22 protein-coding genes are annotated in these 19621 nt (G+C 66.2%); 10 read left to right on the top strand and 12 right to left on the bottom strand.

Translation table 11 applies throughout. The features are described 5' to 3' along the window. From DI606_RS07180 to DI606_RS07165, 4 genes are all read right to left on the bottom strand, one after another. On the bottom strand, positions 1 to 383 hold a 383-nt coding region (locus DI606_RS07180), incomplete at its 3' end, for a signal recognition particle receptor subunit alpha (RefSeq protein ID WP_293980946.1). Beyond that, a complete protein-coding gene (gene mtaB, locus DI606_RS07175; protein WP_293980944.1) occupies positions 380 to 1624 on the bottom strand; it encodes a tRNA (N(6)-L-threonylcarbamoyladenosine(37)-C(2))-methylthiotransferase MtaB in 1245 nt (414 codons plus the stop codon). The genes DI606_RS07180 and mtaB, both read right to left, overlap by 4 nt. Further along, positions 1624 to 2427 carry a diaminopimelate epimerase gene (gene dapF, locus DI606_RS07170; RefSeq protein ID WP_293980951.1) on the bottom strand — a complete coding sequence of 268 codons (804 nt, stop codon included), beginning with the start codon at positions 2425 to 2427 and terminating at the stop codon, positions 1624 to 1626. Before dapF ends, mtaB begins: the two co-directional genes overlap by 1 nt. A gap of 43 nt (positions 2428 to 2470) precedes the next feature. Continuing rightward, the gene (locus tag DI606_RS07165) at positions 2471 to 3868 is read right to left on the bottom strand and encodes an amino acid permease (protein WP_293980942.1); all 1398 of its coding nucleotides are present in this window, start codon (positions 3866 to 3868) and stop codon (positions 2471 to 2473) included. A 296-nt stretch (positions 3869 to 4164) separates the two neighbouring features. Between DI606_RS07165 and DI606_RS07160 the strand changes: the two genes are divergently transcribed. From DI606_RS07160 to DI606_RS07120, 9 genes are all read left to right on the top strand, one after another. After that, positions 4165 to 4617 carry a hypothetical protein gene (locus DI606_RS07160; protein WP_293980940.1) on the top strand — a complete coding sequence of 151 codons (453 nt, stop codon included), beginning with the start codon at positions 4165 to 4167 and terminating at the stop codon, positions 4615 to 4617. Between the two features lie 213 nt (positions 4618 to 4830). Further along, complete coding sequence (gene ffh, locus DI606_RS07155) at positions 4831 to 6297, top strand: signal recognition particle protein (RefSeq protein ID WP_293980938.1); 1467 nt, start codon at positions 4831 to 4833, stop codon at positions 6295 to 6297. A 50-nt stretch (positions 6298 to 6347) separates the two neighbouring features. Next, positions 6348 to 6797 (top strand): 30S ribosomal protein S16, encoded by a 450-nt coding sequence (rpsP, locus tag DI606_RS07150; RefSeq protein WP_293980936.1) that lies wholly within the window; start codon positions 6348 to 6350, stop codon positions 6795 to 6797. A 5-nt stretch (positions 6798 to 6802) separates the two neighbouring features. Next, on the top strand, positions 6803 to 7297 hold the full coding sequence (gene rimM / locus DI606_RS07145) for a ribosome maturation factor RimM (protein ID WP_293980934.1): 495 nt from the start codon (positions 6803 to 6805) through the stop codon (positions 7295 to 7297). Between the two features lie 11 nt (positions 7298 to 7308). Next, positions 7309 to 7581, top strand: coding sequence for a hypothetical protein (locus DI606_RS07140; RefSeq protein ID WP_293980933.1), 273 nt, complete (start codon positions 7309 to 7311; stop codon positions 7579 to 7581). Continuing rightward, complete coding sequence (gene trmD / locus DI606_RS07135) at positions 7578 to 8315, top strand: tRNA (guanosine(37)-N1)-methyltransferase TrmD (protein ID WP_293980949.1); 738 nt, start codon at positions 7578 to 7580, stop codon at positions 8313 to 8315. The genes DI606_RS07140 and trmD overlap by 4 nt, the downstream gene beginning before the upstream one ends. 6 nt (positions 8316 to 8321) lie before the next feature. Beyond that, positions 8322 to 8687 (top strand): 50S ribosomal protein L19, encoded by a 366-nt coding sequence (gene rplS, locus DI606_RS07130; RefSeq protein WP_293980932.1) that lies wholly within the window; start codon positions 8322 to 8324, stop codon positions 8685 to 8687. A gap of 62 nt (positions 8688 to 8749) precedes the next feature. Next, entirely contained in the window at positions 8750 to 8950 is a 201-nt protein-coding gene (locus DI606_RS07125; protein ID WP_293980930.1) for a hypothetical protein, read from the top strand. A 41-nt stretch (positions 8951 to 8991) separates the two neighbouring features. Then, entirely contained in the window at positions 8992 to 11622 is a 2631-nt protein-coding gene (locus tag DI606_RS07120; protein WP_293980928.1) for a TonB-dependent siderophore receptor, read from the top strand. A 55-nt stretch (positions 11623 to 11677) separates the two neighbouring features. Here DI606_RS07120 and DI606_RS07115 read toward each other — a convergent pair whose 3' ends face one another. Both DI606_RS07115 and DI606_RS07110 read right to left on the bottom strand, forming a co-directional pair. Then, positions 11678 to 12958 carry an MFS transporter gene (locus tag DI606_RS07115; protein ID WP_293980927.1) on the bottom strand — a complete coding sequence of 427 codons (1281 nt, stop codon included), beginning with the start codon at positions 12956 to 12958 and terminating at the stop codon, positions 11678 to 11680. A gap of 2 nt (positions 12959 to 12960) precedes the next feature. Next, positions 12961 to 13773, bottom strand: coding sequence for an RNA methyltransferase (locus DI606_RS07110; protein WP_293980926.1), 813 nt, complete (start codon positions 13771 to 13773; stop codon positions 12961 to 12963). Positions 13774 to 13897: 124 nt separating this feature from the next. Here DI606_RS07110 and DI606_RS07105 point away from each other — a divergent pair, with 124 nt between their 5' ends. Continuing rightward, positions 13898 to 14974, top strand: coding sequence for an AI-2E family transporter (locus DI606_RS07105; RefSeq protein WP_293980925.1), 1077 nt, complete (start codon positions 13898 to 13900; stop codon positions 14972 to 14974). Positions 14975 to 14989: 15 nt separating this feature from the next. On the opposite strand, the gene DI606_RS07100 is transcribed toward DI606_RS07105, so the two are convergent. The 6 genes from DI606_RS07100 to DI606_RS07075 all read right to left on the bottom strand — a co-directional run bounded on the left by DI606_RS07100 (position 14990) and on the right by DI606_RS07075 (position 19400). After that, positions 14990 to 15262, bottom strand: a complete 273-nt coding sequence (locus DI606_RS07100; RefSeq protein WP_293980924.1) for an HPr family phosphocarrier protein — start codon at positions 15260 to 15262, stop codon at positions 14990 to 14992. Further along, positions 15259 to 15663, bottom strand: a complete 405-nt coding sequence (locus DI606_RS07095) for a PTS sugar transporter subunit IIA (RefSeq protein ID WP_293980922.1) — start codon at positions 15661 to 15663, stop codon at positions 15259 to 15261. The genes DI606_RS07100 and DI606_RS07095 overlap by 4 nt, the downstream gene beginning before the upstream one ends. A gap of 22 nt (positions 15664 to 15685) precedes the next feature. Next, on the bottom strand, positions 15686 to 16618 hold the full coding sequence (gene rapZ, locus DI606_RS07090) for an RNase adapter RapZ (protein ID WP_293980920.1): 933 nt from the start codon (positions 16616 to 16618) through the stop codon (positions 15686 to 15688). After that, the gene (locus DI606_RS07085) at positions 16615 to 17049 is read right to left on the bottom strand and encodes an HPr kinase/phosphorylase (RefSeq protein ID WP_293980918.1); all 435 of its coding nucleotides are present in this window, start codon (positions 17047 to 17049) and stop codon (positions 16615 to 16617) included. Before DI606_RS07085 ends, rapZ begins: the two co-directional genes overlap by 4 nt. 82 nt (positions 17050 to 17131) lie before the next feature. Continuing rightward, positions 17132 to 18727 (bottom strand): ATP-binding protein, encoded by a 1596-nt coding sequence (locus DI606_RS07080; protein WP_293980916.1) that lies wholly within the window; start codon positions 18725 to 18727, stop codon positions 17132 to 17134. Further along, a complete protein-coding gene (locus tag DI606_RS07075) occupies positions 18696 to 19400 on the bottom strand; it encodes a response regulator transcription factor (RefSeq protein WP_293980915.1) in 705 nt (234 codons plus the stop codon). The genes DI606_RS07080 and DI606_RS07075 overlap by 32 nt, the downstream gene beginning before the upstream one ends. Positions 19401 to 19621 lie beyond the last annotated feature (221 nt).

Raw genomic sequence — 19621 nt, 5'->3', positions numbered from 1 at the left:
TTGGCGAGCTTGGCGATGGTGGTGGTCTTGCCCGATCCGTTGACGCCGATGACCAAAATCACCTGCGGGCGGGGGAATGCCTCGATCTCCAGCGGCTTGGCGACCGGGGCCAGCACTTTCTCGATCTCCTCCGCGATGATTTCGCGCAGATATTCCTCGGTGATCTCGCGGTTGTAGCGGCCCACCGCCAACCGGTCGCGCACGCGCGCGGCCATGGCCGGGCCAAGGTCGGTCATGATGAGCGCTTCCTCGATCTCGTCGAGGGTCCGGTCGTCGAGCGCGGCCTTGAAAAGGCCGGACAGATTCTCGCCGAGCCGGTCGGATGTGCGCCTGAGGCCCCCGAAGAGACGGTCGCGCCAGCTGCTGCCACTATTGTCGGTCATGTCGCCGCCTCCTGCGCCAACAGGACGCCTTTCTCAAGCCCCGTGATCGTCGCCGCCACGACGGTGGCGGGCGGTTGCGTCCTACCGAAGCGGACGGGAGCGAAATTTTCGGCGTGGCCCGACAGACCGCTGCGTTCCACCAGCACGCTCTGCCGCGTACCGACGAGGCTGGCGAGCCAGGCGTCGCGGTGGGTGGCGCAGGCGGCGCGCAGGCGAGCGGCGCGGGCCTTGACCGTCGCACGGTCCACCTGAGGCATTCGGGCGGCGGGCGTCCCTTCGCGCGGGGAGTAGGGAAAGATGTGGCCGTGCACGATCGCGCAGTCGTCGATAAGAGCCAGGCTGTTGGCGAACATCGCTTCGTCTTCGGTCGGGAAACCGGCGATGATGTCCGCGCCGATGCTGATGCCGGGGCGCGCGGCGCGCAGGCGATCGACGATACGCACCGCGTCCCTGCGGCTGTGGCGGCGCTTCATCCGCTTGAGGATCATGTCGTCGCCCGCCTGAAGCGACAGGTGCACATGCGGCATCATGCGCGGTTCGTGGGCGAGAATGTCGAACAGGCGCTCGTCGATCTCCACGCTGTCGATGGAGGAAAGGCGCAGGCGCGGCAGGCCCGGCACCGCTTTCAGGATGCGTTCCACCAGCAGGCCGAGCGACGGGCTGCCCGGAAGGTCGGGGCCATAGCTCGTGACATCGACCCCGGTCAGCACGATCTCGCGATAGCCCGCGTCCACCAGTTGCATCGCCTTGTCGATCACTGCGCCCGCAGGGACCGAGCGGCTGTTCCCCCGCCCATAGGGAATGACGCAGAAGGTGCAGCGATGGTCGCATCCGTTCTGCACCTCCAGAAAGGCGCGGGCGTGATCGGCAAAGGCGCTCGCCATGTGCGGCGCGGTGTCGCGCACGGCCATGATGTCGGCGACGCGGACCTTGCCGGGCGCGGGGAGGAAGCTGGCGGCCTCCATCTTTTCCCGGTTGCCGATGACGGCGTCCACTTCCGCCATCCTAGCGAAGCTGTCGGGCTGCGTCTGCGCCGCACAGCCGGTGACGAGGATGCGGGCGTCGGGCCGTTCGCGCCGGGCGCGGCGGATCGCCTGCCGGGTCTGGCGCACGGCCTCCGCCGTGACGGCGCAGCTGTTGACGACGACAAGATCGTCCTGGTCCCGCGTCATGTCGCGGATCGCCTCGCTCTCCGCGATGTTGAGGCGGCAGCCCATGGTGATGATCTGCGGCCCGCCCATCAGAAGTGCGCCCAGTCCGCCTCGCCGTCGAACACATGGGTGGCAGGACCGGTCATGCGGATCGAACCGCCCGGCTGCCAGTCGATGACGAGGTCGCCGCCGGGCAGGGTGACGGTGACGGGGCCGGTCGCTCGCTTTCGCCGGATCGCGGCGACGGCGGTGGCGCAGGCGCCGGTGCCGCAGGCGCGGGTGAGGCCCGCGCCGCGTTCCCACACGATCAGGCGGATGTGCCGGTCACCCGCGATCTGCGCGAAGTTGACGTTGACCCGTGCTGGAAACAGCGGGTCATGCTCGATCAGCGGTCCGAGCCGGTCGACGGCGAGCGTGTCGAGATCGTCGACGAAGAAGACGACATGCGGATTGCCGACATTGACGGCGGCGGGGGGTGGCAGGTCTTCCCAGCTTGCCGGCATGGTAAGCGTATCCATGGCCCAGGCGAGCGGGATCGCATCCCATTCGAAGTGCGGCTCGCCCATGTCGACGCTGGCCCCGCCGTCGATCAGCCGCGCATGGAGCAGGCCCGCCCGCGTCCGAATGGCGACATCGCGCCCGACGAACAGCGGCACGCACCGGGTTGCGTTTCCGCACGCCTCCACTTCGCTGCCGTCGGCGTTGAAGATGCGCATCGACACGTCGGCGTCGGCGGCTTCGCCGATGACGATCAACTGGTCGCAGCCGATCCCCGTATGACGATCGGCGATGGCGCGGGCACGCGCTTCGGGCATGTCGAGCGGCGCGGCGCGCGCGTCGATCACGACGAAATCGTTGCCGAGGCCATGCATTTTGGAAAAGCGTCCCATGATGGGCGCGCATGTAGGGCGGATGGAGGCAAAAGGCGAGTCGCGCCTACCGGCCCGCTGTCGCCCGCTTCTGCCCGTAAAGGAAATAGACGATCAGCCCCACGGCATTCCAGGCGAAGCAGGCGAGGATCGTCTTCACCGGCAGGCTGACGAACAGATAGGCGCAGCCCGCGACCGCGCCGATACCCACCGCCCAGGCGGCAGGCGTGCGGAACGGGCGGCGCAGGTCCGGCGCGCGCCTGCGCAGGACGAGGAGGCACAGGCCCACGGCCGTGAAGGCGATGAGCGTCCCGGCATTCGCCAGCGCCGCGATCTCGTCGATGGGAAGGAAACCCGCGATGATCGCGACGAGGATGGCGGTGACGAGGGTGATGCGCGCGGGCGTGCCGCGCTTCGATATGCGGGCGAGGCTTTGAGGCAGGAAGCCGTCGCGCGCCATGACCAGGAAAATGCGGCTCTGGCCATAGAGGAAGCCCAGCAGCACGGTAGGAAGCGCGATGACGGCGGCGATGGCGACGATGCGGGCGATGTTCCCTTCGCCCATTTCGCGCAGGATGAGCGCGAGCGGCTCGGGGCTGTCGGCAAAGCGGGTGAAGGGCATCGCGCCGATGGCTGCGGCGGCGACGAGGACGTAGATCAACGTGCATGCGATCAGCGACCCGACGATGCCGATGGCAAGGTCGCGGTCCGGGTTCTTCGCTTCCTCCGCCGCGGTCGAGATAGCGTCGAAGCCGTAGAAGGCGAAGAAGATGATGGCAGCGGCCGCCATGACGCCGCGCTCGACCCCGTCCGGTCCCATATGCTTGGCAAAGCCGAAGGGCATGAACGGCTTCAGGTTCGCGGCGTCGAAGGCGGGGAGGGCATAGGCGACGAACAGGCTGAGCGTCACGATCTTGATGAGGACGAGGATCGTGTTGAGCCGCGCGCTTTCGCGCGTGCCGACCGTCAGCAGGCCCGCGACCACGGCGATGATGAAGATGGCGGGCAAGTTGATGAGGCCGCCGAGTTCAGGCCCCTGCGTCAGCGCGGACGGAAAGCCGAGCGGGGTCAGCAGCGGCCCGGCATAGCCCGACCAGCCCACCGCCACGGTCGAAACGACGAGGCTGTATTCGAGGATGAGCGACCAGCCGACGATCCAGGCGATCCCTTCGCCCAACACGACATAGCTGTAGCTGTAGGCGCTGCCCGCCGCTGGCATCATGGTGGACAATTCCGCATAGGCGAGCGCCGCGCAGGCGCAGATCGCGCCCGCGATGGCGAAGGAGAGGAGGACCGCAGGCCCGGCCCGATCCGCGCCCACGCCGATCAGCGTCAGGATGCCCGTCCCCACGATCGCCCCCACGCCCAGCGCCAGGAGATGCGGCCACGACAGGGTGCGGGCGAGCTGGTGCCCGCTGTCCTGCGGCACCATCGCATCCATCGGCTTGCGGCGTGTCCAGCTCATGATCGTGAAGGCTCCCCTCTGTTGCTTTTCCATGCCGTGCTGACGCAAATGGCGCAGGGGCGCAAGCGTCGGGGGCGGGGCAGGCCGCTTGTTGCCGGGGCGGGCAGGGCGATGACCGTTTTGTTGCCGCAGCGCCCCCGCGACGCGCAACGCGGCGCCCCCAACGGCGCGTTCGCGACTTTCGAATCGCGGCGGCGGATTACAAATCGGCAACCTTCCCATTCCCGCCTTGCATAGCCCGGTGGGAATGGCACCCTGACCGCACAGGGGCCTTCCATTCCAAAAGGATTCGAGCGATGCCAATCCCCCATCGTGCCTTGTTGCTTGCCGCCTCTGTCATGATGCTCCCCGGCGCGGCTTCGGCCCAAACCTATATGGTGCGCAAGGTCCCGGCCGACAGCACCAAGGGCTATGGCACGGTTCACATTTCCAAGGCGGCGATGGCGAGGGAACGGATAAGGCTGTGGGCCGGGACGCTGGTCAATCCCGACTGCACGGTCGCGGGCACCATGGATACGCGCATCGCGGATGAGCCCCGCCACGGCAAGGTCACGCTGTCGGACGATCCGGTCTTTCCCAACTTCCTGCCGCCCAATCCCCGTACGGTGTGCAACAGCAGGAGAGTGCCGGGCAAGCAGGCCTTTTACACGGCCGATGCGGGATTTCACGGCCATGACAAAGTCACGCTGTTCAACGCCACGTCGGAAGGGCGAGTGCGCCGCATCGTCATAGACATCGACGTGCAGTGACCGCGCGGCAGTCGTCCCTTGCGCTTTCGCGCGCTTTATCCTAAGGGCGCTTCCTGCATCGGGCGGTTCGCCGCCTGATCCTGACGACTCCAGGACGCCCAGGTGGGGCATCGGATGGACGCTGGCCGGCGAGGTTTCGCCCGCCGGCGATTTTGTCGTTTGGGGATGCGACGGTTTCGATGGGGTCGCAAGACCCCGGATTTTGAGGTGGTGATGTTCGATTCGCTCAGCGATCGCCTAGGCGGGGTCTTCGACAAGCTGCGGGGGCGCGGTGCGCTCACGGAGGACGATGTCCGCGCCGCGATGCGCGAAGTGCGGATCGCGCTGCTCGAAGCGGACGTGGCGCTGCCGGTGGTGCGCCAGTTCGTCGATCAGGCGACCGAACGCGCGGTGGGCAGCGACGTCCTGCGCTCCGTCACGCCCGGGCAGATGGTCGTCAAGATCGTGTCCGACACGCTCACCGAAACGCTGGGGTCGGAAAGCAGCGACCTGCTGATCGACGTGACGCCGCCCGCCGTCATCATGATGGTGGGCCTGCAGGGGTCGGGCAAGACGACCTCCACCGCCAAGATCGCCAAGCGCCTGAAGGAAAAAGAGCGCAAGAAGGTGCTGATGGCGTCGCTCGACGTGCAGCGCCCCGCCGCGCAGGAGCAGCTTGCGGTTCTCGGCACGCAGACCGACGTGGCGACGCTGCCGATCGTTCCGGGCCAGCAGCCGGTCGATATCGCAAAGCGCGCGTTGCAGGCGGCGAAGCTCCAGGGCTTCGACGTGGTGATGCTGGACACCGCGGGTCGCCTGCACGTCGACCAGGCGCTGATGGACGAGATGAAGGCGGTGGCCGATGTGACCGATCCTGCCGAAATCCTGCTCGTCGTCGACTCGCTGACCGGGCAGGACGCGGTCAATGTCGCGACCAGCTTCACAAGCCAGGTGCCGCTGACCGGCGTGGTGCTGACCCGCATGGACGGCGACGCGCGCGGCGGTGCGGCGCTTTCGATGCGCGCGGTGACGGGACGCCCGATCAAGTTCGCGGGCACGGGCGAAAAGCTCGATGCGCTCGAACCCTTCCACCCCGCGCGCGTGGCGCAGCGCATTCTTGGCATGGGCGATGTCGTCAGCCTGGTCGAGCGCGCCGCCGAGACGATCGACGCCGAGGAAGCCGACAAGCTCGCCAAGAAAATGGCGAAGGGTCAGTTCGACATGAACGACCTGCGCATGCAGCTCAACCAGATGCGTCGCATGGGCGGCCTCGGCGCGCTTGCGGGAATGCTGCCCGGCCTCAAGAAGGCGCAGGCGGCGATGGCTGCGAGCGGCGCGAACGACAAGACGTTGATCCACCTCGACGCAATGATCGGATCGATGACGCCCAAGGAGCGGGAAAAGCCCGCTCTTATCAATGCCAAGCGCAAGATCCGCATCGCCAAGGGCGCGGGCCGCACCGTGCAGGACGTGAACAAGCTCCTGAAAATGCATCAGGAAATGGAAACGGCGATGAAGAAGATCCGCAAGATGGGCGGATTGAAGGGCCTTGCCAAGATGTTCGGCGGCGGGGGCATGGGCGGCCTCGGTGGGCTCGGCGGTCCCGAAGGCGGCACCCCGCCCGATCTTTCCGGCCTCGGCGGGCTGGGCGGCGCCATGCCCAAGCTGCCGCCGGGCTTTCAGAATTTCATGAAGAAATAATTCCAGTTTTCGAACACATCGAACCAGTCAGAAGAAAGGCAAGAAACTCCATGGCAACCTCCATCCGTCTGTCGCGCGGCGGCTCCAAGAAGCGCCCCTATTACCGCATCGTCGTGGCCGACAGCCGCGCGCCGCGTGACGGCAAGTTCATCGAGCGCATCGGCAGCTACAACCCGCAGCTGCCCAAGGGCGACGAGAAGCGCGTGGTGCTCGACACCGAGCGCGCGAAGCACTGGGTCGAAGCCGGCGCGCAGCCGACCGACCGCGTCGCCCGTTTCCTCGACGCTGCCGGCGTGAAGGAGCGCAAGGCGCGCAACAACCCCAAGAAGGCCGAACCGGGCCAGAAGGCCAAGGATCGCGCCGAAGACCGCGCCACCAAGCTGGCCGAGGCCGAGGAAGCCCGCAAGGCTGCCGAGGAAGCCGCGAACGCTCCGGCTGAAGCGCCTGCCGAGGAAGCTGCTCCCGCCGAGGAAGCAACCGCCGAGCAGGCCGAGGGCTGAACCCCTTGAACGACAAGCCCGTCACTTTGGCCGTCATCATCGGTGCGCATGGAGTGACGGGCGAAGTCCGTCTGAAGCTGTTCGGCGATGGGGTTGAAAGCCTCAAGACCTATGACAGCTTCGACGCGGGCGGGCGCGCGCTGGCGTTGAAGTCGGTGCGGCCCGGATCCCAGGGCGCGGTGGCGCGCTTCGCCGGGATCGGCGATCGCAATGCCGCCGAAGCCCTGCGCGGCACGGAACTCACCGTGCCCCGATCCGCGCTTCCGCCGCTGGGCGAGGGCGAATATTATCATGCCGACCTCATCGGCCTGCCCTGCACGTCGAGCGAAGGCGAGGCGCTGGGGGAGATCGTCGCGGTCGAGAATTTCGGCGCGGGCGACATCGTCGAGGTGCAACGGCCCGATGCCGACGGCAAGCCGGGCAAGCGCTTCATGGCGCCCATGCATGTCGTGACGCTGGGCGAGGGCGGGGCGACCATCGACGCCGCCTTCGCGGTCTGATCGGCCGGGCGATGGCGCGCATCGTCACGATCGTCTATCTCATCTTCATGCTGGTGGTGGGCTGGCGGCTTCATGCCGTGCGCTGGCCGGTAGCGGGCAAGCTGACGGCGGCTCTGGCATTGCTGCTGCCCATTCCTCTGCTGGTGCTGGTCCCGGCCCTCATGCACCCCGAGCGGCCCCTTTCCGACATGCTGCGCATGATCGGTCTGTCGCTGCTGGTCTGCGGACTGTTGTGCATGGGCGGCGGCTGGTCGGCGGCGCGGCTGCGGGCGCGGCGCGGATGAACTTTACCGCGCAGATCCTGACCCTCTACCCTGAGATGTTTCCCGGCCCCCTTGGCGTGTCGCTGGCGGGGCGGGCGCTCGGCGAGGGGAAATGGGCGTGCGATCCCATCCAGATTCGCGATTTCGCGGCCGACCGGCACCGCACCGTGGACGACACGCCCGCGGGCGGGGGTGCGGGCATGGTGCTGCGCGCCGACGTGCTGGCGAGGGCGGTCGATCATGCGCTGGAGCAGCGCCCCGACCTTCCCGTGCTGGCGATGACGCCGCGCGGTCGCCCGATCACGCAGAGCCGCGTGCGCGCTCTTGCGGCGGGGCCGGGGGCGACGATCCTGTGCGGCCGGTTCGAAGGGTTCGACGAGCGAATTTTCGAAGGCCGCCCGATCGAGCAGGTCAGCATGGGCGACATCGTCCTGTCGGGCGGAGAGATGGCGGCGCTGCTGCTGCTCGATGCTTGCGTGCGGCTGCTTCCCGGTGTAATGGGCGCGGCTTCCAGCGGAGTCGAGGAATCCTTCGAAACGGGGTTGCTCGAATATCCGCACTATACCCGCCCGGTGGAATGGGAGGGGCGCACGATCCCTGAAGTGTTGCGATCGGGGGATCATGCGAAGATCGCCGCCTGGCGGAAGCAAAGGGCGGAGGACGATACACGGCTAAGGCGGCCGGACCTTTGGGAACGTCACATCGGCGTTCGGGACCAGCCGCCCTCTGGTGCGCAGCGAAAAGTTGAGGACTGACGTTACATGAACATCATCCAGCAGATCGAAGCGGAAAACATCGCCGCCCTCGGCAGGGACATCCCCGAATTCCGCCCCGGCGACACGCTGCGCGTGGGCGTGAAGGTCGTCGAAGGCGACCGCAGCCGCGTTCAGAACTATGAAGGCGTGTGCATCGCCCGCTCGAACAAGGGCATGGGTTCGAACTTCACCGTGCGCAAGATTTCGTTCGGCGAAGGCGTGGAGCGCGTTTTCCCGCTCTATTCGCCCAACATCGACAGCATCACCGTGGTCCGCCGCGGCGTCGTGCGTCGCGCCAAGCTCTACTATCTGCGCGGCCGCACCGGCAAGCGGGCGCGTATTGCCGAGCGTCGCGACAACCGCGAAGGTTGATCGCGGGGAGGATCGCTTCCTCTATCGCTTGACAGTTGCAAAATGGAAACAGGCGGTGCCCCTTGGGTGCCGCCTTTTTCTATGCATTTCAGATGTTTGAGAGCGAATCGGCCATTGTCCTGCGTCAGCGTCTCGAAAATGAAACAAAGGGCCATTCGCCGCATGGTGGATTTACCGGCACGCTCCGTTTCCCATTGTTGCTGAATGTTTCCAAAAATGCCGATGGGTTGAAAGAGCATCCGGAGCCATTGAGCCAGCGATAGCATGGAGGAGAGGCCCTTCCGACACGAATAGGGGGCTGTTCATGAACGTCAGGACTATGGTTTCCACAGCGGCGCTCAGTGTGGCGATCGCGGCTTGCACCACGGCATATGCTCAGGATGGCGCGCCGCAGGGCGCAGCGGCGGACGAAGGCGGGGCCGCGATCATCATCACCGGCACGCGCCTGACCGGCATGAAGGCGGCGGACAGCCCGGCACCGATCCAGTTGCTGGGCGCCGACGCGATCCAGCGTACCGGATCGCCCGACCTGCTGCAAAGCCTGGCGCAGCAACTCCCCTCGATCCAGGCGCAGTCCTTCGGTTCGGATCTTCAGGCACACACGCTCCAGATGAAGCTGCGCGGGCTGTCGCCCAACCACACGCTGATCCTCGTCAACGGCAAGCGCCGTCACGGCACCGCCAACGTGTCGGTCGCAGGCGGCCCATATGGCGGCAGCGCGGCCCCCGACATCAGCTTCATCCTGCCCGAATCGGTCGAGCGTGTCGAAGTGCTCCAGGACGGCGCGGCGGCGCAATATGGCACCGATGCGATCGCGGGCGTCATCAACTTCATCCAGAAGCGCGCCGACCACGGCGGGACGATCAACGCGACGGGCGGGCGCTATTACGACCAGGGCGGCAAGACCTACGCCATCGGCGGCAATATCGGCCTTGCCCCCTTCGAGGGCGCCTATCTCAACATCGCGGCGCAAAAGAAGCACAAGGGCTTCAGTTTCCGGGGCGACGTGAACCCGCAATCGTTGACGCTCGCAACGCGCTTCCCCGACATCACCAAGCTGCCCGGCTATCCTTACACCAACCGCATCGTCGGCGATCCGCAGATCGACCAGACGGTGGTCAGCTACAACGCCGGATACGAGTTCGGCGAATATGAGCTCTACAGCTTCGGCAGCTATGGCCACAAAAAGGCGGCGGCGTACGAAAATACCCGCTCGCCGCTGGTGGTGGTGAGCAAGGCGGGCGTTCCCTTCTATTCTGGCGGTTTCCAGCCGCAGGAGCGGATCGACGAAACCGATTACAGCTTCACCGGCGGGTTCAAGGGGACGGTGGGCGAAACGACCTTCGACCTTGCATCGACCTACGGCAAGGATCTGGTCGAGGTCTATGTCTACCATTCGGCCAACGCACAGCTTTATCGCGACACGGGCTTTACGCCCACGACCTTTCACAACGGCGACTTTTTCAACACGCAATGGACCAACACGCTCGACCTGACGCACCAGTTCGACGTGGGCTTCGCCGAACCGCTCAACCTTGCGGCGGGGCTTGAATATCGCCGCGAAAGCTACGGCATCCGCGCGGGCGACCCGGCATCCTATTATGGCGGCGGGGCGCAGTCCTTCTTCGGCTATTCGCCCAATGACGCGGGCACCTACAAGCGCCGGAATTTCTCGCAATATCTCGATGTCAGCTTCAAGCCGGTCGAAGCCTGGCTGGTCGACGGCGCGGTGCGGCACGAACATTACAGCGACTTTGGCGACACGACCGTGTTCAAGCTGACCAGCCGCTACGATTTCTCGCCCGAATTCGCGCTGCGCGGTACGGTCAGCACCGGCTTCCGCGCGCCGACGCTGGCGGAAGGAGGCTATTCGGGCCTGAATGTGGGGCCGGGCTTCATCGGCGGCGTGCTGCCGCCGGCCTCTTCCGCGGCGCAGGCGCTGGGTTTCGGGGGGCTCGGCCCGGAAAAATCGACCAACTATTCGCTGGGCGCGGTGTTCAACCCCGCCCCCAATTTCACGCTGACGGTCGACGCCTACCAGATCACGATCCGCAACCGGATCATGACCTCCTCCAGCTTTTCGGGCTTTACCGGCAATCGTTGCCCGCAGGGTTATGCCGGGTCGAACGCGAGCGCGTGTCTGCCCTACAATGCCGACCTCTATTCCATCTACAATCAATTGCCCGTGCTGGCGGCGGTCAACGCGGCGCTGGGCGGCAGTTCGGCCATCACGTCGCTGGCGCAGGCGAACGCCATTCCGGGCTATGTGATCTACGCCGACAATGGCGTCGACCGGAACACCGATGGCGGCATTTCGGTGCAGAGCTTCGTCAACGGCGTGAAGATGCGCACGCGCGGCATCGACCTTGTCGCCAATTACACCGCAAACCTCGGCGACATGGGCAAGCTCGACCTCACCTACACGGCGAACTACAACCAGAACAAGGTCCTGAGCATCAACGCGCTGCCGTCGGCGCTCTATTCCAGCAGCGTCAATCCCGATCTCACCGCCCTCATCGACACGGGCAGCGTGGTCGAGCTGGAGCATAGCACGCCACGCTTCCGGGGCACGCTCAACGCTTTCTGGTCGCTGGGCAAATTCTCGGCCAACCTGCGAGAGAGCTATTATTCCGAGGTCTATGCGTTCGAAACGGCGCGGCTGGGACCGGATGCGGGCAACCTTATCAAGGTGCCGGTCAAGTCCGCTTTTCTCACCGACCTTGAGCTGAGCTATCAGGTGGCGACCCCGCTCAAGCTCACCATCGGGGCGAACAACCTGTTCAACAAATATCCGACGCAGCGGTCGAAGGCGCTGATCCGCGACGCGGAACTGGCGAACAACGAACGGGGCTATTCGACCAGCAAATATCCGCTCTTTTCGCCCTTCGGCATCAACGGCGGCTATTATTATGCGCGGATCAACGTGACCTTCTGACTTCGGCACGCGATGAGAGGGGGCGGGCGGCGAGCGTTTCGCCGCCCGTTCGGCGTCACGCGGCCCGGCTGGTCCACCACAGCCCGCCCAGGCTGATCGCAGCGGCAACCGACATGTAGAGGCCCACCAGCGCGACGCCCTGGGCGGCGATCAGCCAGGTCGCGACGATGGGCGCAAGCGCGCCGCCGATGATACCGCCGAGGTTGAAGGCGAAGGACGCGCCGGTATAGCGTAGCTGGATCGGGAACAGCGCAGGCAGATAGGCGCCAAGAGGGCCGTAGACGAATCCCATAAGGAACAACGCGAGGCTGAGGATCAGGAAGATCGGCAGAAGCGCGCCGGTGCCGATCATGGGGCCGAAGGCGATCCCCATGGCGATGGTGCCTGCGCATCCCCAAGCCAGCACGCGGGTGGGGCTGGACCGGTCGGCCCACCAGCCCGCGACGACGATGCTCCCTGCCATGAACAGGATTGCACCCAGTTGGAGCGACAGGAAAATGCTGCGGTCGATCTTCAGCGTCGTCGTGCCATAGCCGAGCGCGAAGGCAGTCGCGATATAATAGACGGCAAAGCAGGCGGCGCAGGCGAATGTGCCTGCGATCGCTGCGCCCAGATGCGAGGACAGCAGCGTTGCGAGCGGCACGGCGGGCGGCGGCGCATGCGCCTTTGCGGCGGCGAACTCCGGCGTTTCGGTCAGTTTCAACCGCACCCACAGGCCAAGGAACACCAGCACCGCGCTGCCCAGGAACGGCAAGCGCCAGCCCCAGGCGTAGAATTCTGCGTCCGACAGCATCGTGCCCAGGATCAGGAAAAGGCCGTTCGCCGCGATGAAGCCCACAGGCGCGCCCAGCTGCGGGAACATCCCGAAACGCGCGCGCCAGCCGGGCGGGGCGTTCTCCACCGCGAGCAGCGCCGCGCCGCCCCATTCGCCGCCAAGCCCCAGCCCCTGCCCAAAGCGCAACAGGCACAGGATCAGCGGCGCCCACCAGCCGATCTGTACGTGCGTCGGCAGGAACCCGATCAGCAGCGTGCAGCCGCCCATCAGCATCAGCGAAGTGACGAGCGTCGCCTTGCGTCCCACCCGGTCGCCATAATGGCCGAATATGGCCGCACCCAGCGGCCGCGCGAAGAATGCGAGCGCCAGACTGCCATAGGATGCCATCAGCTGCGCCGTCGGGGAGGAGGCGGGGAAAAACAGTGCCGGAAAGATGAGGCTGGCGGCGGTGGCGTAGATATAGAAATCGTAGAATTCGACCGCCGTACCGATGAGGCTGGCCGCCAGCACGCGCCTGTGCCGCCACATTTCGCCCATGCCGCTTGTCCGCCTCCCGGCCATCGTCACGTCCTTCTTTTCTGGTTCAGCAGTTCATAGGCCATGACCGCCGTCGCGACCGCGGCGTTCAGGCTGTCGGCCTTGCCCCGCATCGGCATCTTGACCAGCAGGTCGCATTGCGCCTCATATTCGGGCGGCAGTCCCTGCGCCTCGTTCCCGACGAGGAGGAAGGCGGGGCTGGCGTAGCGCGGCTCCTGATAATCGTGCGTGGCCTTGAGGCTGGTGCCGATCAACTGGCCCGGGCCGCCGCGCAGCCAGGGCAGGAACTCGTCCCAGCGCGCCTGCGTGATCGACTGGGTGAAGAGCGCGCCCATGCTGGCGCGCACCGATTCGACCGAGAAGGGATCGACGCAATCGTCGATCAGGATGAGGCCGCCCGCGCCGACCGCGTCGCCGGTCCGCAAGATGGTGCCAAGATTGCCGGGATCGCGCAGCGACTGGGCGACGATCCAGATATCGGCCCGCCCCCGGTCCAGATCGGCCAGCGGGGTCAGCCGGTCGCGATAGACGCCGACCACCGCCTGCGGATTGTCCTTCCCGCTGATCTTGGACAGGATGTCGGGGGTGGTTTCGATAATGTCATAGCCCGCCTGCTCGCCCCCAGCCGCCTCCATCGCGGCGATGAGGTCGATGGCGAGCGGATGGGTGGAGCCTGCGTGGAACAGCATTTCGGGCAGCACGCCTTCTTCGCGCGCTTCGGTCAGGATGCGCAGCCCTTCGGCCAGGAACAGCCCTTCGGCTTTGCGATATTTCTTTTCGCGCAAGGATCGTACGCGCTTGACCAGCGGGTTGGAAAAGCCGGTAATTTCGCGCGCCACGTTGGTCTATGCTCCAGGACGAAGAGGCGGCTTGTCTAGCGGCGACGCGGACAAAATGACAGGGGGGATGGAACAGGACCGTGTCCCCATGGATTTGGGCGCTGAAATTTCTTACGGGGGTGGAATGACTGACCGGCAATCCTATCGTATCGAGGATGGCTTCTTCCTGACGCTCGTGGCGCTGGTGTCCATCGCCTTCGCCGCCGTGCTGGAACCCTTCTTCGCGGCCGTGCTGTGGGGCGTGATCGTCGCCATCCTGTTCTGGCCGGTGAACCAGCGGCTGATCAAGGCCATGCCCACCCATCGCAACAGCGCCGCGCTCATCACGCTGGCCGCGATCATTGCCATCGTCATCGTGCCGTCGATCTTCCTTGCCGTCGCGCTGGTACAGGAAGCGGCGCATTTTTACGGCATGATCCAGTCGGGCCAGATCAATTTCGAGCGCATGTTCACCCAGATGGTCAGCGCGATGCCCGATTGGGCGCATTCGATCCTGCGCCGTTTCGGCTTCAACAATTTCGACGCCGCGCGGATCACCGTGACGCGCGGCCTTACCAGCAGCATCCGCTCGCTCGCGGGGCAGGCGCTGCTGATCGGGCAGGGGGCGTTCAGCTTCGTCATCGCGCTGGGCGTGATGCTCTACCTCGCCTTCTTCCTGCTGCGCGACGGCGACCGCCTTTCGAAGCGGTTTGCCGAAGCCGCGCCGCTGCGCCCGCACCAGCGCGAGGCGCTGTTGCGCCAGTTCGTCATCGTCATCCGCGCGACGGTCAAGGGCAGCGTCGTCGTCGCCATCGTCCAGGGTTTCATCGGCGGTGTCGTGTTCTGGCTGCTCGACATCCCCGGCGCGCTGCTGTGGGGCGTGCTGATGGGAATTTTTTCGCTGCTGCCTGCCGTGGGTGCGGCGATCGTGTGGGCACCGGTCGCGCTCTACCTGATGGCGACGGGCGCGGTGTGGCAGGGCGCGGTGGTGATCGGCTGCGGCGCGCTGATCATCGGGTCGGTCGACAATCTGCTGCGCCCGATCCTGGTGGGCCGGGAAACGCGCATTCCCGACTATGTCGTGCTCATCACCACGCTGGGCGGGATAGAGCTGTTCGGCTTCAACGGCATCGTCATCGGGCCGGTGATCGCCGCGCTTTTCATCGCGACCTGGGACATCTTCACCCAGATGCGGCGGGTGGGTGAGGTCGGCAGCGGATAGGACGCCGGCTGCGCCCTATTCCTCGCCGAACTTGTCTTCGACCAGGGTGACGAGCTTGCCGAGCGAATCCTCCGCATCCGGGCCGGTCGCCTTGATCGTGATATGGTCGCCCATCGCCGCGCCGAGCATCATAAGGCCCATGATCGACGTGCCGGTGACATGATTGCCGTCCTTGCTGACGGTGATGTCGGCGGGCAGGCCGCTCGCCATCGTCACGAACTTGGCGCTGGCCCGCGCGTGGAGGCCGCGCTTGTTGCTGATCAGGACATCCCGGCTGACTTCGTTCATGCAGTGCTACCCAATAATTCCGACGCGACGCTGATATATTTCTGACCCGCTTCCCGTGCGGCGGCGACGGCGGCGCGCACGTCCATGACCTTGCGCGCACTTTCCAGGCGAATGAGCATCGGCAGGTTGATACCCGCGATCACTTCGATCTCACCTGCCTTGAGCAGCGATATGGCAAGGTTGGAAGGGGTGCCCCCGAACAGGTCGGTCAGCAGGATGACGCCCGACCCGTCGTTGACGCGGGCGACAGCCGACGCGATGTCGGCGCGGCGCAGCTCCATGTCGTCTTCCGGCCCGATGCAGATCGTCGCGATCTGCTGTTGTGGTCCCACGACATGCTCCATGGCGACGACGAATTCCGTCGCGAGCGATCCGTGGGTGACGAGTACGAGTCCGATCATCTGATTCTGCGGCCCAATTGTGTCATGATGATGCTTTCGGGCCTCCCGGTCGGCGCTTCTCCAGAACTTCCTGGGTCGCCGATTCAATATTGCGGTGCAGAAGGGTGGGCGAAAAGCCCGCCGCTTGCAAGTATTTCGCGACGCGCGCGGCGACGTGGACGGAGCGGTGCTTGCCGCCCGTGCAGCCGAAGGCGACCGTGACGTATGTCTTGCCGCCCTCCGCATAGCGGGGCAGCAGGATCGCGAGCAGTTCCTCGATCCGGCGCACCGCGTCCTCGTAAGCCGGGTCTTCCTGGATATAGGCGGCCACTTCGGGGTCGAGGCCGGTCCTCGGCCGCAGCGCGTCGATCCAGTGCGGATTACGCAGGAAGCGCATGTCGAACATCAGGTCCGCGTTGCGCGGCACTCCGCGCGAAAAGCCGAACGACAGGATGGTCAGCACCGGGTCCGACAGCCCATCGCGGGAAAAGCGGGCGCGGATTTCCTGTTGCAGGGCGTTGGTCGTATATCCGGTCGTGTCGATCACCTGCCCCGCCCAGCGACGCAGCGGTTCGGTCAGTTCCCGTTCGCGCGCGATGCCGTCGGCGGCGGGGCGGTCGAGCGCCAGCGGATGGCGTCGCCGGGTTTCGGCGAAGCGCCGTTCCAGCTCGCTGCCCGCGCAATCGAGGAAGAGCGTTTCGACGGCGTGATCGTGCCGTTCGCGCAGCGCCTTGATCCGCTGAACGATGGCGGCGGCATCGAAACCGCGGGTGCGCGCATCGATGCCGAGCGCCAGCGGGCGCGCATCCTCGCCGGCATGACCTTCGGGCAGAGGCGTGTCGAGCAGCCGGTCGAGCAGGACGAGCGGCAGATTGTCCACCACTTCCCAGCCCATGTCCTCCAGCGTCTTGAGCGCGGTCGTCTTGCCCGCGCCCGACAGGCCCGACAGCAGCAGGATGGTCTTGGGCTGGTTCATCTAAGGCCTATCTTGCTGAGCGCGAGTTCGACCTTGATCGGGGCCGATGCCTCGAACGGAGCGATCTTGATGACGGGCACCTGCATCCCCGCGACGATGCGCAGCAGCGGGTCGAGCGGCATGCGCTCCACCCGGTCGAACAGGTCGACGAGCAGCGCGACGGGCGCTTCGCCCACGCTGGGCAGATCGACGATGCCGATCCCGCGTACCTCCATCTGTCCCGCGATGGTGGCAGGGGCGGTGGCGACCAGGCGCCCGTCGACCCGCTTCACCAGCGTGTAATCGTCGCTGACCAGAATGCCGCCGCGGTCGATGAGGCGCAGCGCAAGGTCGGACTTGCCGCTGCCGCTGGGGCCGGACAACAGCACGGCGCGGCCCCCTATGGCCACGCTGGTCGCGTGAAGCGTTTCAGACGATAATGCGCGCGCCATGGTCCGGCCTTGTGTCCCCCGCCTTGCTTGTAGTCCCTCGGGCGGACGAAGCAAATGCCCGATGCCCTTCGCCCGCGCGCTTCTATTCCGACACGATGCCGGGATCGCGCGCCATCGCCATGGGCAGGCGCACGACGAAGCGCGCGCCTTTCTGCGCGTCCTCGCGGTCGCCGATGGCAATCGTGCCCTGATGTCCCTCCACGATCGAACGGGCGATGGCAAGGCCAAGGCCCGAATGCTTGCCAAACACCTCGCCTTCGGGGCGGACGCTGTGGAATCGGCGAAAAATATGTTCGCGCTCGGATTCGGGGACGCCGGGTCCTTCGTCCTCGACGCTGACGAGCACCTGGCCGTCCGCGACCGTGGCGACGATGCGGACGAGGCCGCCCTCGGGCGAGAAGGACACCGCATTGTCGATGAGGTTGTCGAGCACGCGGATCAGCCGCCCTTCGTCGCCGGGCACCACCGCCAGATCCTTGCGCGGGCGCGCGAAGGCGAGGCGCACGCCGCGCGGCACCCCGCGCGCTTCCCGCGCAATCACCATGCGTTCGATGAGGACGCCAAGGTCGATGGGTTCGAAGCGGGTGCGCGACAATTCTGCGTCCACGCGGGACGCTTCGGCGATGTCGGTGACGAGCCGGTCGAGCCGCCGCACATCGTCCTGCGCGATCGCCATCAGTTGCGTGCGCAGGTCGGGCCGGTCCACCCGCTCCAGCGCGTCGAGGGCCGAGCGAAGCGATGCGATGGGGTTCTTCAACTCATGGCTCACATCGGCGGCGAAGGCGTCGGTCGCGTCGATCCGCTGACGCAGCGCCTGGCTCATGTCCGACAGCGCGCGGGCCAGCATCCCGATCTCGTCGCGCCGTTCTGGCAGGCGCGGCACCATCACCTCGCGCGCGCGGCCCAGGCGCACCCTGACGGCGGCGCGGGCAAGGCGCTGAAGCGGCTGGACGATGGTGCGCGCGAGGAAGAGCGACAGCAGCACCGAAGCCAGCATCGCGACGGCAAGTACCATGCCCAGCCGCAGCCGCTCCGCGCGCACGATGCGGGTGATGTCGCGCGCATTCTCGGTCGCGAGCAACATGGTGCCGTCGGGCAGCGCCACGGCGGCGGAGATCATGAAGGTGCGGTCGGGCGCGTAGCGGTTCATCGACTGGGGGTGGCCGGTCTTGCGCGCCAGCATGAGTTCGGGCCATGCCTCCGCCCGGTCGATCGCGGGTTCGCGAAAGTCCGGCGGGCGGTCGGCGTCCACTACGCTGTCCACCACCTTGTCGAGGAAGCGCGCGACATGCCGTTTCCACTCCTCGCTTTCGGGCGAGACGAGTTCGTAGCGCGGGGCGGCCATGGCAAAGCTGTCGGCGACCAGCTGCCCGTCCGGCCCGTAGCGGCGCACCCGGTCGAGCGTCTGGCGCGCATAAGCGGCGATCAGCGCGTCGTCGCGGGCGGCGGGCGCGGCCTGGAGGCCGAGCGCGAGCAGCTTCAATTCGCGCATCGACTGTTCGAGCCGCGCGTCGACGATGCGCGTGCGGTAGCTGTCGAGATAGAAGAAGCCGCCGGCCAGCAGCGCCAGCGCGAAAACGTTGACCGCCAGAATGCGCGGGGTCAGGCTCAACCGCCCGGACCAGCGCACCGCCAGCGGCACGTCGTCATTCCTCCGAGAATCGGTAGCCGGCGCCATAGAGGGTGTCGATTGCGTTGAAATCTGGATCTACCTCGCGGAATTTGCGGCGCAGCCGCTTGATATGGCTGTCGATGGTGCGATCGTCGACATAGACGTCGTCCTGATAGGCCGCGTCCATCAACTGATTGCGGTTCTTGACCACGCCGGGGCGCGCCGCCAGCGTTTCGAGGATCAGGAATTCGGTGACGGTCAGGGTCACGTCCCTGCCGTTCCATTTCACCCGGTGCCGTGCCGGGTCCATTTCCAGCCGCCCACGCAGGATCGGCTCGGCGACCGGCTCGTCCGGGGTTTCGGGCATGGCGCGCACTTCGGACCGGCGCAGGATGGCGCGGATGCGGGCGATCAGCAGCCGTTGCGAAAAGGGTTTTGCGATATAGTCGTCCGCGCCCATGGCAAGGCCCAGCGCCTCGTCCAGCTCGTCCGCCTTGGACGTCAGGAAAATGACCGGCATCTGGCTCCGCTCGCGCAATCGGCGCAGCAACTCGAGCCCGTCCATGCGCGGCATCTTGATATCGAACACGGCGAGGTCGGCCGGATTGTCCAGCAGGGCCTTGAGCGCGCTTTCGGGATCGGAATAGACGCGCGTCAGGAACCCTTCCGCCTGAAGCGCGATGGAAACGGAGGTCAGGATATTCTTGTCGTCATCCACCAGGGCGATGGTCGCGGTCATGCAGGGTCCCAGCTGATCGGATAGGGCGAACGGGAGCGTTAACGCATGCGGCGCGCGCCCGCAAGAAAGGGTCGGAGGCGCGCGGCGGACACAGCCGTCCGCCGCCACGCACGATTTCGGCACAGGCCGCGCCGTGGCGGCATTTGACGGTTCGGGCGCAACGGCCTATGCCGGAAATCGTCTGCGAATGAAGACGCTGCGGTAAGCGGCGCTCAATGGGC

This window comes from Sphingobium sp. (assembly GCF_003248505.1).
Classification (GTDB): Bacteria; Pseudomonadota; Alphaproteobacteria; order Sphingomonadales; family Sphingomonadaceae; genus Sphingobium.
The sequence above is the reverse complement of the archived record's forward strand: the minus strand, read 5'-3'. Positions and strand labels throughout refer to the sequence as shown.